9 protein-coding genes are annotated in these 14,044 nt (G+C 66.7%); 1 reads left to right on the forward strand and 8 read right to left on the reverse strand.

All coding sequences use genetic code 11. The annotated features are described in order from the left end of the window. The first annotated feature begins 9 nt into the window (after positions 1–9). Positions 10–711, forward strand: coding sequence for an ATP-binding cassette domain-containing protein (locus tag I5731_RS02820; RefSeq protein ID WP_197309845.1), 702 nt, complete (start codon positions 10–12; stop codon positions 709–711). 6 nt (positions 712–717) lie between these two features. On the opposite strand, the gene I5731_RS19670 is transcribed toward I5731_RS02820, so the two are convergent. From I5731_RS19670 to I5731_RS02860, 8 genes are all read right to left on the reverse strand, one after another. Next, the gene (locus I5731_RS19670) at positions 718–1,974 is read right to left on the reverse strand and encodes a molybdopterin molybdotransferase MoeA (protein WP_197309846.1); all 1,257 of its coding nucleotides are present in this window, start codon (positions 1,972–1,974) and stop codon (positions 718–720) included. Between the two features lie 86 nt (positions 1,975–2,060). Beyond that, complete coding sequence (locus tag I5731_RS02830; RefSeq protein ID WP_197309847.1) at positions 2,061–4,595, reverse strand: arsenate reductase (azurin) large subunit; 2,535 nt, start codon at positions 4,593–4,595, stop codon at positions 2,061–2,063. Between the two features lie 13 nt (positions 4,596–4,608). Next, positions 4,609–5,136: an arsenate reductase (azurin) small subunit gene (locus I5731_RS02835; RefSeq protein WP_197309848.1), complete on the reverse strand. Its 528-nt coding sequence runs from the start codon at positions 5,134–5,136 to the stop codon at positions 4,609–4,611. Positions 5,137–5,341: 205 nt separating this feature from the next. Continuing rightward, complete coding sequence (locus tag I5731_RS02840) at positions 5,342–6,661, reverse strand: sigma-54-dependent transcriptional regulator (protein ID WP_197309849.1); 1,320 nt, start codon at positions 6,659–6,661, stop codon at positions 5,342–5,344. Continuing rightward, complete coding sequence (locus I5731_RS02845) at positions 6,651–8,093, reverse strand: sensor histidine kinase (RefSeq protein ID WP_197309850.1); 1,443 nt, start codon at positions 8,091–8,093, stop codon at positions 6,651–6,653. Before I5731_RS02845 ends, I5731_RS02840 begins: the two co-directional genes overlap by 11 nt. Beyond that, the gene (locus tag I5731_RS02850; RefSeq protein WP_235981492.1) at positions 8,090–8,956 is read right to left on the reverse strand and encodes a substrate-binding domain-containing protein; all 867 of its coding nucleotides are present in this window, start codon (positions 8,954–8,956) and stop codon (positions 8,090–8,092) included. Before I5731_RS02850 ends, I5731_RS02845 begins: the two co-directional genes overlap by 4 nt. Before the next feature lie 172 nt (positions 8,957–9,128). Then, entirely contained in the window at positions 9,129–13,001 is a 3,873-nt protein-coding gene (locus tag I5731_RS02855) for a hypothetical protein (protein WP_197309851.1), read from the reverse strand. A 211-nt stretch (positions 13,002–13,212) separates the two neighbouring features. After that, positions 13,213–13,932 (reverse strand): GntR family transcriptional regulator, encoded by a 720-nt coding sequence (locus I5731_RS02860; protein ID WP_197309852.1) that lies wholly within the window; start codon positions 13,930–13,932, stop codon positions 13,213–13,215. Between the last annotated feature and the right edge of the window lie 112 nt (positions 13,933–14,044).

The following is a 14,044-nucleotide window of genomic DNA, read 5'->3' on the forward strand; positions in this document are numbered from 1 at the left end:
GGGGCGGCGATGGATCCCGGACCCCCCGTCGTCATTCGCGGCCTCAACCACTGGTTCGGCGCGGGCGAGGCGCGCAAGCAGGCGCTCTACGACATCGACCTCACCATCGCGCGCGGCAGCCTCACCGCCGTGGTCGGGCCGTCCGGCTCCGGCAAGACGACGGTGCTGACCCTCGTCGGCTGCCTGCGCGAGGTGCAGGAGGGGTCGGTAAGGCTGCTCGGCCACGAGCTTCGCCACGCCAAGCCGAACCTCCTGATGCTGCTGCGCCGGCGGCTCGGCTTCATCTTCCAGGCGCACAACCTGCACGACAGCCTGACGGCGATCGAGAACGTGCGCATGGGCCTGCAGGTGCACGGGGCGATGGATCCCCGCCGCGAGATCGAAGCGGCCGGCCATGCGCTGGCGCTGCTCGGCCTCGCCGACCGCATGGACTACCTGCCGGCCAATCTCTCCGGCGGCCAGAAGCAGCGCGTCGCCATCGCGCGCGCGCTGGTCGGCAACCCCGACCTGATCCTCGCCGACGAACCGACCGCCGCCCTCGACCGCGAGAGCGGATCGAACGTCGTCGACATCCTGATGCGGCTCGGCAAGGCGCGCGGCACCACCACCATCATGGTCACCCACGACGGCCGCATCCTCGACCGCGCCGACCGCATCGTCACGCTGGAGGAAGGCCGCATCGTCGCCGACACGGCGCCGTTTGCAGGCTGAGGTCGCTCAAAGCCGGAAATCGGTGGTGAACGGATGGAAGACGAGCGGCCCACCGGCCGGGATGTCGCCGATATCGGCCGGGATGACGGCGAGCCCGTCCGCGGCGACGAGCGGGGCGAGCCGGGCCGAGCCGCCCTTGCCGAGCTTCTCGACCAGCGGCAACCCCTGCGCGCTGCGCCCGACGAGGGCGGCGGGGACGAATTCGGTGCGACCGGGCCGGTGGAAGACGTCGCTGGCGGCGATCGCGGCGAGGCCTTCCGGCTGCCGGGCGTCGAGGCCGGACAGCCGGTCGAGCAGCGGGCGGGCGAACAGCAGCGTGCCGACCATCGCGGCGACGGGGTTGCCCGGCAGCGACACCACCCGGCAGGCGCCAATCGCGCCGAAGGCGAACGGCTTGCCGGGCTTCACCGCGAGGGCGACGCGCCGGCTCGTGCCGCCGGCGACGTCGATGGCGCGGACGGAGTGATCGGCGTCGCTGCCCGAGACGCCGCCCGAGGTGACGATGAGGTCGTAGTCGGCGTGCACCTCGGCGAGGAAGCCGGCCATGCGGCCGAGATCGTCGGTGACGCGGCCGAGGTCGTCGACCGTGCCGGAGCCGCCCGCGAGCAGCGCGATCAGCATCGGGCGGTTGGAATCATGCACCGCGTGCAGCGCCAGTGCCTCGCCGGGATCGGCGAGTTCGTCGCCGGTCGAGAGAATGCCGACGCGGACCTTGCGGACGACCTCGACCGCCGCGCAGCCCGAGGCCGCGAGCACCCCGAGATGGCGCGCGTCGAGCCGGGTGCCGGCCGGGACGATCTCCGAGCCCTCGACGACGTCCTCGCCGCGGCGGCGGATGTTGTCGCCGAGGGCCAGCCGCGCGCGCAGGCTGATCGCACCGCCCGACGCGGCGACGCGCTCCTCCATCACGACGGCCGCGACCCCGCCCGGAATCGCCGCGCCGGTGAGGAGCCGGACGGCGGTGCCGGGGCCAAGGCGCGGGGCCGCGGCGCCGCCGGCCCGGACGGCGCCGATCACCGGGAATGGCCCGGCCCGCCCGGCGGCGACGTCGTCGGCGTGCAGGCCGTAGCCATCCATCGCCGACTGGTCGAAGCGGGGCAGGGGAATGCGGCTACGGATGGGCGCCGCGGTGACGCGCCCGGCGGCGCGGGCGAGCGGCACGTTCTCGGTGCCGCCGACGCGGCTGCCGGCGACGATGCTGCCGAAGGCGGTCGCGATTGACCAGAGACCGGGGCCGGCGCAGGGATCGACCTTGACGTTCACCGGACTGCTCCCGTTGTCGCTAGAAAAGAGGTGCCGCCCGGCCGAGGGCGCCGGGCGCCGGGCGGCAGGGGGTCAGGGGAGGCTGGTCAGGCGGTGTATTCCTTCGACTTGAAGGTCAGGTGCCGGACGCCTTCCGGCGCGTCGGCGATCTTGCGGATGTCACCCCAGGTCTGCTTGTAGTTCGGGATGATCAGCTCGTTGGTGCCGGCGTTGACGACGTTGCCCTGCACGCCGGACGGGTAGGCGAACAGCATGAAGGTCTCGCCGCGCCGGGCCGTCGGGGTCGGGTAGGCCATCGCCTGAGTCGCGCCGGCCTCGTTGAACACCTCCACGAGGTCGCCGTCCTTCACGCCGAGCTCGGCCATGTCATCCGGGTTCATCTCGATGAACGGATAGGGCCAGCGGTCCATCACCAGCTCGTTCTGGACGTCGTAGTAGGCCGACTGCCAGACGAGGTTCGCGCGGCCGTTGTTGATGAGGAACTTGTACTTCGCCTTCTGCTCCTCCTTGCCCGGTGCCTGCAGGCCGCGCCACGGCGCGTCCATGAAGCGGGCCTTGCCGTCTTCGGTCGAGAACACGCCGTCGGTGTAGAGCCGCGTCGTGCCGACGATCTTGCCGTCCTCGAAGCCGGTCGCCGGCTCCTGGAAGCCGTTGGTGCCCATGGCGCGCAGCCGTTCGTAAGAGACGTGCTCGCCGCCGTGCGCATTGCCGACGTAGCCGTCGACGAAAGCGTCTTCCTCGGTCTGCCAGTCGAAGCCCTTGAACTGGTCGGCATAGGCGGCGTCGCCGGCCTCGCGCAGCACGCGCTCCATGTGGTTGGCGAGGCGGGCGGCGATCAGGCAGTCCGGCATCGCGTTGCCCGGCGGGTCCATGTAGCGCTCGGTGATGCGCATCCGCCGCTCGCCGTTCATCGAGGTGAGGTTCATCTCGCCCGACGTCGCCGCCGGCAGGATCACGTGCGCCGCCTGGCCGATCTTGGTCGGCACGATGTCGACGTCGACCGAGAACAGGCCGCCGGCCTTGATCGCCCCGACGATGGCGTCGACCATCGCCTGGCGGTCGCCGTAGGGCACGGTGCTCATGGCGTCCTTCACCATGTCCGTCCGCTTCTTGTAGACGGTCTTGTACTGCAGCGCGTTGAGCGTGGTCTTGTAGTGGTCGCAGGCCCAGATGTGGTGGACGCCGCCCTTGCCCTCGATCAGCAGCTTGTCGACATAGGCCGCGGGCTTGCCGACGTGGCTGTCGCCGGGCCGGACGTAGCCTTCCTGATGGCCGCCGAGGCGGACGACGCCGCCGCCGAGTTGGCCGACGTTGCCGGTGGCGAGGGCGATGTTCACCAGGGCGCCGTTGGTGCGGTAGTTGTCGTTGCCCCAGATCAGGCCCTTCTCGTAGCCGAACATGGTACGGCGCCGCTTGCCGCCCTCCTTCGGCATCGCGATCCACTCGGCGGCCTTGACGATGTCCGCGGGGTTCAGGCCCGTGATCGCCGCGGCTTCGTCGATCGACATGCGATTGCCTTCGAGGGCGCCCTCGAAGCTCGTCAGGTGGCCGGGATTGGAGTCGGCTTCGCCGCGGGCCGGATACATCGGCGGGCGGGTCTTGCCTTCGCGCAGCGTGCTGGCGTCGATGAACGCCCGGTCCGTCCAGCCCTGGTCGGCGATGTGGGTGAAGATCGCGTTGAAGAGCGCGAGGTCGGTGCCCGAGTTGATGGCGAGGTGGAGGACGTTCTCCTTGCCCGCCTCGACCTCGCAGGCGTTGACCGTCACCGTGCGGCGCGGATCGACGATGATGATGCGGGCGGCGGCGTGCGGCTCGCCCGGCAGCAGCTCCTGCTTCTTGCCGATCGACGTCCCGCGCAGGTTCGGCACCCAGTGGTTCAGGAAGTAGTTGGTCTGGGTCTCGAGGGCGTTGGTGCCGACGGCGACGATGGTGTCCGCGAGCTCGGCGTCCTCATAGGCGTTGTTGAGTTCGCCGACGCCCATGTCACGGGTGCCGTGCACCTCGGAGTTGTAGGCCGGGCGGTTGTGGATGCGGATGTTCTTCACCTTCATCGCACCGAAGTAGAGCTTGCCGGTGCCCCAGGTGTTCTCGTAGCCGCCGCCGGCGCCGCCGTGGTCGAAGGCGGAGACGATCAGGCCGTCCTCGCCCTGGTCCTTGATCACCGCCGCGGTGACGCGGGCGACGAGGTCGAGGGCGTCTTCCCACGAGGTCGGCTGCATCTGGCCGTAGCGCCAGACCAGCGGATCGGTCAGGCGCTGCAGCTGGGTGCTGCGCGACTGCGAATACATGGTCTCGGCCATGCGGGCGCCGCGCACCGAGCCGAGGCCCGAGTTCACCACGCAGTCCGCGTCGGGCTTGATGACGAGGTGGACGTCGCGGCCGTCCTGCTTGACGACGTTGTACATCGACGGCGCGTACCAGGCGGCCGTGTCGGCCGGCTGCTGCACGGCGAGGTCGACGCCGAACGCGTTGTCGCCGGCGGCGGTGCCGCCTTGCGTGTTGGCATCCCACGAATACGCCTTGTAGCCGCAGCCGACGATGCAGAAGTGGCAGACGACGGTCTTTTCCTTCGCGTTCGACGGGATGATCGGAAGGCGGTCGATCTGACGCTTGTAGGCCATGTTCGTTCCTCCTTCAGAGCACGTTGGACAGGCGGCCGTAGAGAAGCTCGTCGACGCCTTCGGCGTAGATGTCGCCCTTGTCGTCGACGCGGAGTGCGTACTGCGGCAGGTTCTGGGTGGCATGGCCCCAGACCTGCTGCCCGCCCGCCTCGCAGTCGAAGCGCGAGTAATGGCCGGGGCAGTTCAACGTCCGGTCGGCGGCGTTGAAGTTCATCGGGTAGCCCTTGTGCGGGCAGAGCGTCGTGAAGCCGACGATGTCGCCGTCGGGGCCGACGCCGCCGGGCACCGCCTTGCCGAGCTTGATCAGCACGCCGGGCGCGTCGTCGTCCGGATAGGCGACGTCGAACGCCTCGTCGGCTTTCAGGTCGGCGATGTTGGCGAGCCGGTTGGAGGGATAGGCGACGCGGGCGAGCGCGGTCGCCGCCTTGGCCTCGGGGGTCGGCAGCGCGACGATCGCCGTCGCCGCCCCGACGGTCGCGATGCCTGCGCCGCGCAGGAACTGGCGGCGGCCGACGTCGACGAGCTTGTCGCATCCGTTCATTGATCTTCCTCCCTCGGGTCTTCGTTTCCCGGGGAAGGAGGTTTCAATCGGCGTGCCAGCCGGCGGGGCCCTTGGAATCGCAGAAATGCGCGGCTGGCCCGGCGCCGGTGTTCGGAAATCCGAACCGACGGCGGTGCAGCAGGTTCGGAAAGCCGGACGAGGTGAGGAAATGTCCGTCCAGTCGCCGAGCGGTCACCATACAGCCTCAGTCGGCTTCGCCCCGGATCTCGAACTTCTTCATCTTCTCCCACAGCGTCGTGCGGGAGATGCCGAGCGCTTCGGCGGTGGCGAGGATCTCGCCGCCGGTGAATTCCAGCGCGCGGTGGATGTGGCGCTTTTCGGCGGCGTGGCGGATTTCTTCCAGCGAGGGCATTCGTCCGTCGTCGGCCGCCTCGGCCCAGCGTTCGGGGAAGAGGTCGCCCGGGCTGATCCAGGGGCCGAGCGACAGCGCGACGGCGCGCTCGACCCGGTTGCGGAGTTCGCGGACGTTGCCGGGCCAGGCATGGGCGAGAGCGGCGTCCTCGGCGAGGGCGCTGAGGCCGGCGAGGTCCGAGCCGGTTTCGGCGAGGGTGGCGGCGACGAAGCGGTCGAGCAGCCAGCGCACGTCCTCCGGCCGCTCGCGCAGCGGCGGCAGGCCGACCGTGATCACGGCGATCCGGTAGTAGAGATCCTCGCGGAAGCGCCCGTCGCGGACCAGGGCGGCGAGGTCAGCGTGGGTGGCGGCGACGACGCGGGCCTTGAACGGCAGCGCCTGCTCGCCGCCGACGCGGTGGAAGGTGCGGTCTTCGAGCAGGCGCAGCAGTTTCGCCTGCAGCGCGAGATCGAGATCGCCGATCTCGTCGAGGAAGAGGGTGCCCTCCCGCGCCCGTTCGGCATAGCCGAGGTGGCGCTGGGTCGCGCCGGTGAAGGCGCCGCGCTCGTGGCCGAAGAGCTCGGCCTCCATCAGGTTCGCGGGGATCGCCGCGCAGTTCACCGCCATGAACGGCACGTCGGCGCCGCCGAGGCCGTGCAGGAAGCGCGCCGCGACCTCCTTGCCCGAGCCGGTCTCGCCGGTCATCAGCACCGTCGTGCGGCCCTTGGCGAGCTTGCGCAGCGTGCGCTCCATCGCCTGCATCGGCCGGGAAACGCCGAGCACGCCGGTGGCGCCGTCCTGGCGCGGCGGCAGGATCGAGGTGAGGCGCTTCAGGAAGTCGCCCATCTCGAACGGCTTCAGCACATAGTCGCCCGCGCCGCCGCGCAGCAGCCGCACCGCCTGGTCGACGTCGCCGTGGCCGGTGATGAACAGGAACGGCGGCGCGTCGCGGCGTGCGACGATCTCGTGGAACACGTCCTCGCCGGAGGCATCCGGCAGGCGGATGTCGCAGACCACCGCCTCCGGCGCGTCGCGCCGGATGCCGCCGAGTGCTTCGCGGCCGTCCCGCCACCAGCGGACGGTGGCGCCTTCGATCGCGAGGCGCTGCATCAGCGACTCGCCCATGATCGGGTCGTCCTCGACGACGTCGATAGTGCGTCCCTCAAGCGACATGGCGGATCTCCGGAAGCGGCTTGCCCGCGGCGAGCGGGACGGTGACGGTGATGCGCGCGCCGCCGAGCGGCGACTGGTCGGCGAGCAGCGTGCCGCCGAGATCCGCCACCATCCGGGCGGTGATGAGGAGGCCGAGGCCGCCGCGGTCGGCGGTCGGCTGCAGGCCGCCGGTCAGGACCTGTTCGGCGCCCGCGGGCAGCCCCGGGCCGGAATCCTCGATCGTGGCAATGAACCGAGCGCCGTCGGCGGCGACGGTCATCCGGACCTTGCCGCCTTCGGGTGCGGCGCGGCAGGCGTTGAGCAGCACGTTGAGCAGCACCTGCCGCAGTTGGAAGGCATCGACGGGGAGATCGCCGTCGACCTCGCCGCAGAGGTCGAGGGCGAGGCGCTTGCGGGCGGTTTCGGGCCGCACCAGGATGCGCAGGTCGCCGATGTCGGCCTGGCGCAGCGGCCGGACTTCGCGGTCCGGACGGTAGGTCGCGAGCGTGGTGCGGACGACGTCGCGGATGCCCTTCAGGCCGCGCTCGAGCAGGTCGACCGAATTCCGCCGGATCGCCGCCTTGTCGCCGTGCACCTTCAGGGTGTCGAGGGCATTGAACAGCCCGCCGAGCGGGTTGTTGATCTCGTGCGCCATGCCGGAGGCGAGCCGGCCGAGGCTGGCGAGGCGCTCTTCCTCCGCGGCGCGGGCGAGCAGGGCGTCGCGCTCGCCGATCGCTTCGGCGAGCGCGTTGTAGCTGCGGAACAGCCGGCCGACCTCAGTCGCCGGATCGGGGATCATGACGGCGGGGATCGGGTTGACCGGGCCGTCGAGGGTCTGGGTCAGATGCGTGCCCAGCATCCGGATCGGCCGGACCATCCGGCGAACGGTGATCCAGCCGAGCGCGGCGGCGACGAGGGTGACGGCCGCGTTGGAGGCGAGCAGCGTGTAGAACACCTCGCGGCGTTCGGCGAGGATCGGCGCCGCGTCGATCGCGACGAGGATCGAGCCGATCTCGCGGCCCTCGACGGCCAGCGTCCGCCGGGCATAGGCGCGCGCCTCGTCCTCGTCGACGTGCGCCGTGTCGGCGCGCACGTCGCCGGGTTGATCGGGCGCGGACGAGCCGATCGGGAAGCGGCGCGGATCGGTTGCGGCGAGGACGGCGCCGCCGTCGTCGAGCACGATGGTTTCCAGCGGCCGGACGGCGGCATAGAGGCCGCGGGCGCGGTCGAGGATGTCGAACACCTCCCACGGGTCGCCGCGCAGCACCGGGTCGAGCAACGACGACGAGAGCCCGTCGAGATAGGCGTCGGTGAGGTCGGAGAGCTGGCGTTCCTGCACCGCCTGCAGGCGCGACAGCACCCGCTCGGAGGCGACGACGCCGACGGCGACCATCAGCACCGCGACCAGCAGCGGGATCTTGATCGCCAGCGGCAGGGCGCGCACCCGTCTCATCCGAGCCTCCGGACGCTCTCCATCGCGGCCTCGATCGGCGCGAAGAAGCCCGGAGGCTCGATGGCGAAGCCGTCGAGGCGGAGCAGGTCGAGGACGGCCTTGCCGTTGCCGTTGTCGGGCATCCGCATCAGCGCGCCGCGCAGCGCCTCGGTCTTCGCCGAGGTTTCGTAGCCGCGCGGGCAGGCGATCGGCGGGAACGGCTTCCATTCGGAGGCGCGGACGATCTCCGTCGGGGCGACGAGCTCGGGCGAGACCTCGCGCAGCACCTCGTAGACGTAGCCGTCGACCGAGCCGGACGCGGCGAGCCCGGAGGCGACCGCCCGCACGACGTTGCGGTGGGAATAGGTGAACAGGGTGCGCCCGAAGAAGGTCTCGGGGCGCTGGTCGCGGGCGGCGAGTTCGGCGGCCGTGACGAGGAAGCCGGAGTTGGAATCCGGGTCCGAGAAGGCGTGGACGTCGCCGGCGAGATCGGTGATCGAGCGTGCCCCGCGTCCGGCGGCGTCGATCAGGTAGGACTGGTAGAGCGGCCGGCCGCGCCAGACCGGCACGGCGACTAGCGACAGCCGGTCCTGGAACGCGACGAACGGAAAGCCGCAGATCCAGGCCGCGTCGAGTTCGCCGGAGACGAGCAGCGCGGTGATTTCCTGGTAGGTCCGGCGCGTGACGAGCTCAACCAGATGGCCGGTCGCCGTCTCGAGGTAGGTCTGCAGCCGGTCGAGCAGTTCGAGGTCGGACGACAGGAACACGGGCGTCAGCCCGAAGCGCAGCGTGTCCGACTGCGCGATGGCGGGCCGCGCGACGCTCGCCGCGGCGGCCATGCCGAGCAGCACCCCGCGCCGCGTCGGGCGGTGGTGGCGGTCCATCGGAGCCCCTCCCATGCGGCGGTTTCGCCGGAGCGCCCGCCGTTCGCCCGCGGACAGTAGACCCAAAACGCGCGTGCGGCCAAGGGTTCATGGGCGCGTCATCGCAGGGGCAGGCCGATGAGAATCTCGCCGAGGCGGGGAGGCTATTTCGCCGGCGCGGTGGCAGTTTGCCCTACATGTAGCGCACCGCAGCCTCGTCACTCCGCTTTCGCTCGGCCCGAATTTGGCTTCTAAGCCGTTCGGTCTGCGTCGACGCCCAAATTCGCACGAATGGATCAGGGTGGGCACTCCATGTCTGGACCAGAGGCACAATTGGTTCGAGATACCGTGCCAAATCCCCGGACCAAGACTTGGGATGCAGGCGGGAGGTCAGCGCATCAAGCACTCCGCGCGTGTTGCCGAACTCGGTTATGTAGGCTTCGAGTTCCGGGTGCCATGAAAGAACGCCTATCGTGTCACGATCTGCAATTGGTAGCCAGTCTACGGCAGTTGCTGCGCGTTCCTCGGGCATAGCCCTGACCCACGCGAGGAATTGTTGCGGTGGGATATCGATGCCGAGCCCTCGTCCTAGATGGTCTTCTTCAATCTTGTCGTGTGTTGTCAAGATTTCATTGATGCAAAAGCGAGCATGCCAAGACTTGCTCTCAAGCTTCCTCGCGATCTCGCTCCAAACGGATTGAGCATGCAGCGGGAGCAACAAGCCAAGTACTTTACGGACGTGATAGCGCAGTTCAAAGAAAACCCCATCCGCACTTTGGCGACAAATTCCTAGTAATTGTCTAGCCAGCCGACGCGCGTAGGGTGCGCGAATTGCCCCTAGACCGAGAAGCCGCCTAACGTGGCTTTCAAGATGGTGGCCGTCCATATTGCTGCGAACGGCGCCGATCAACCCTGGCGCGAGCAGCACCCGCTTCACTTCGGCAATCAACTCGTCGGTTGGCTTTCGCGTGCCCCCGTAAAGGTACCTGTCGATGATGCCGAGAATGGTCCAGAGTCCTTCCGTTTTGTGGTTTTTCAACTCGCACAGCAACGGCAGGAGAACATTCACGTCAACCCGCGAGAGGTCGAGATTCTCACACTCCGATGGCTGGATATGGCCGCTCTTGAGCAGCGAGATAATCAGATCGATGGCGTCGGAGTCCAAACTGCCGGATCCGATGATCGCCACTGCGTGAGGGCGCAACTTTGGCGAACTCAGCGCTTGTTTTACGAATTTTTTTGACAGTTCGGGATCACGCGCACGCGCGCCAGATATGAGCCCGCTGAAAAAACCGCGATTGGGTTTGTCCCGGGAATTCTCCGACGTCGAAATGGCGTGCTTGAACACTTCTATCGGATCGGCCACATGGTTCATCATTGCAATTGTGAACGCGCGTATGCCGTGCGCTTCCTTACAGGCCATTCGCTCTACTGCACGACTCGTCAGTTCCTTGTCGCGCGCAATCGTCTCGGCGATCTTGATTGCCTGCCTGGCCGAATAGTCAAACTCCTGCCTCGAAGCATGTTCCTCTGAGTAGTTTGTGTCAGGATCGTGCAAATCGATTTCCCAGCCATGAGTATAAAGCACCGCCAATTCGACCGGGTCGGATGGGAGTAGGTCGGAATAGAGTTGACGGACCTCTTTTGATAGATCTTCGGGTGCGTTCTTCCGTCGATCGAAAAAGAGCCATTGAGAAACAGCAGTGATTGCCTCCGGCCAGAATCCTGCGTGAGACGTCACGGCCTCGATCGTCGCCCTGACTTCTGCCACGGGCAGGTGGCCAAGCAGGCCCCGTATGTGTGAACTGAGATGGTTCCGGGCGAGCGGCGCGTGAACCTGATTGCTTGTCGCAATGGTGGTAAGCCGGGACATTCCCGCTCGGAAAAAATCCCTGATGTCGTCGTTCGTTTTGGGGGCCCAATCCTCTAGGGCCTCGGCGCTACCGATCTGTTCCGATCCCCCGACTCGGCTGAAATGGGCACTTCTCAACATGTGCCCAAGTGCGTCGGTGCAAACCTTGCGTTCGGCTTCATTCGTGGAACTCAGACCTTCGTCGAGAACTACTAGACGAGCCGCAGGATCAGCTTCTGTCCCGCTTAGGTAAATATGGTAGAGCTGTTGGAACACCCCGGTCGAACTGTTCAAAAAATCCTCAGTCTCCGCGGCCGCTAGTTTTCGAAGAAGTCTGGCAGCGCAGTCGAAAGTCTGTGTGCGAAAAACGAGTTTCTCAAGCGACCAAACCCAGTATCGTCGCGCCTCTTTGGCCGGCTTCAACTCGTCAATGGTGAGTGAACCAAACACTCTTTCGATCGTACGGGCTGCCGCGTCGGGAGCGACGTGAACAAGACGATCGAGCGCCTTGGAGCCAGGCTCGGTATTTAAAGCCGCGAAATTGCCAAGCATGTCCGGCTCCAGCAAGCGTTCGGCGAAGGCGATCGCCGTCGTTGAGGTATCCATCCATTTCAATCGGCGAAGGATGCTGGCCCTTAGTTCCTCGGGCGCTCGGATGAAGACATCGAGCAGCTTGGCTGCCGTCATCGTCGCCAGCCGGGTGGAGCCTAGACGATTGGCAACCGGAATCGGGCCAACTTGAATGAAATTACCGCGGCGGGTTACTATGCCACGCGATTGAAACGACAGAATATATTCCACAAATCTTGCGGTCGTCTGCTCGGCGAGCTGAGACGCGAGAAATGCTGACTGACTCTCGACGCGTCCTTCGATACCTAGCCATTCGAACAATGCAGCGACTTCAAGCGCACGTTGCGCCTCTGCGTTTGGGACCTTGCCAGCCCAAACAATACGCTCAAGGACCTGTTCAACTGAAGCTAGTGTCTCTCGGCCGGCCCCATCCAACTGTGCAGCTAGTACCGCCACACGGGGAAAGCCATCCGCAAGTTCTGTGATGAAATAGGTTGCGGTATCGTCGAGTTTGGGAGCAACCCCTCTCGCGATCTCACTGATCAGCTTATCATCTGCCTTTTCGACCCGCAGTGACAGAGTGTCCGGCGCTTGAACAATCTTGGTTTCGATGTCGATTGTGATCAGGCGAAGCCGTGAGCATGTGCGACTGGTGATGTTCGCAAGCTTCTGGTGCAGCTCGTCATTGCACTCATCGACGACCAGAATCATCGCGACGTCGGCATCAGCGCATTCAAGCGCCAGCTTGATGACCTCTTTCCTCGAGATGCTGCCGTCGCAGTGAAGAACGGATGCCGTGTCGATTTCGTCGGAAACGTCGCCTGAATTGCTCAGAACCTCGTAGGCGAAACGTGTCTTGCCGAAACCTGAGGGGCCAAAGATGCGAACGATCTTCTTTGGGTCGCGGAGGAAGCTCCGGACCTCGGCGGCTGCTTGTTCGAACGTCCAAGAGCCCCGTTCCTTATCACGCCTGTCTCCCTCGGAGACGGCGCGACTGACGGGTGCAAATCGTGGTTCGTCATTTGATTTCCACGGCACTGACATGTCGGGGTATCTGCCCCAGCCCTCATGTGTCTGGAATCCTGCGAGATTCCGACTTGCCCGCAATGACGCAAGCCAGAGTGCAACTGCGGGATGACGATTCACCCAGTCAGCGATGAGGTTCGCGTCGTAAATTTCGATTGCAGTCGCAGCCTTTGGATCGGCGCCGACCGATTTGATCGAGTCGCGTATGGCTCTCTGCAGTGTCTTGCGCTTCGCCCCCGTCATCGGCTGTCGACAGAAGATGATGTAGGCACCAGCGTTGGCCAGCACTTCTGCAAGAGCCTCATTCAGCGCCGGAGGCTTTCCCTTGCCCGATTTTGCCAGGATCTCATTCTTTACTCTGGATTCGGTCAGATCCTGAGCTTTTGCCTGGAGGATCGTGAACCGCGCGGGGATGTAGGGAGTCGAGTTACCACCGCCAGTCCAACTGATCCTCCCGTCCTCGCCGCCATCAGGTACAGTGATCTGCAGCGGTACGCTCGCGGACCTCAACGGGATCCCTGTCAGACGCGCTTCCGCAAGGAGCAGTCGCTTCATCAACTGCACAAGCTGCGCGCTGTCGAGTGTAGTGATGTAGTCAGGCTCGGCGTTGAAAATCATCTGAAGTGTCTCCTGCGCAAATATGGCAGGAATTTCGATAAATATCCCGGCGATGCAACGTTCTGGCGTCTGCGGTCGCAATCTGCGGCACGGAACTCGCGCGTCCCTCACGGCTTGCTGGCCAACTGAACTCGGGGTGTCGCCCTAACACAATACATCTCGCGGCGTCGTACCGTTGCCTCCTCATCGTATCAATTTGCGGCCCGTGCGCTCACTGCCGCGCCATCCCCAGCGTCGCGTGCGCCGGCAGGTCGCTGTCGTCGAAGAGGTCGGGGTTGGCGCGGGCGAGGCGGGGGAGGGCGATGAGGATCTCGCTGAGGTGAGTGCGCATCGCGGCCGCGGCGGCGTCCGGGTCGCGGCGGGCGATGGCGGCGAGGATCGCGCCGTGCTGCTCGATCAGCCGTGACATCGGCGAGGCCTCTGGCAGGCTGAGGTAGCGCACGCGGTCCATCTGCGCCTTGACGTCCTCGACGATCGGCCAGGCGGTCGGACAGTCGACCGCCTCGGCGAGGGTGCGGTGGAACTCCTCGTCGAGGGCGAGGAAGCCGCGGTGGTCGCCGGCGGACGCGGCGGCGGCTTGCGCGGTGACGAGGTCGGCGAGGCGGGCCTGCGCATCGTTCGAGGCGATCGAGCAGGCCGCGCGGGCGACGGCGACCTCGACGGCTTCGCGCACGAAGCGGGCGTTGGCGACGTCGCTGAGCGAGATCCGCACCACGAAGGTGCCGCGCTGCGGCAGGATGCGCACCAGCCGCGCCTCGCCGAGCTTGATGAACGCCTCGCGCACCGGTTGCCGACTGACGCCGAAGGCGGCGGCGATCTCCTTTTCCGACAGCGCCTGGCCGGGCAGCAGCTCCATGGTGACGATCGCCTGGCGCAGCGCGCGGAAGATCTGCGGTGCGATCGCGTAGCGCGGGTCGACGGTCTCTTTCACGCGGCTTCCCCCTTGCCCGATCGCTGCGCCACCCGCTTGCGTATTTCTAAAACCATACTACCATACCAGTTATCGGGCCGTCGGGGAGGGCGTTCCGTCAAGACCGTTCCTG

The sequence above is a fragment of the Methylobrevis albus genome, from assembly GCF_015904235.1.
GTDB classification, from domain to species: Bacteria; Pseudomonadota; Alphaproteobacteria; order Rhizobiales; family Pleomorphomonadaceae; genus Methylobrevis_A; species Methylobrevis_A albus.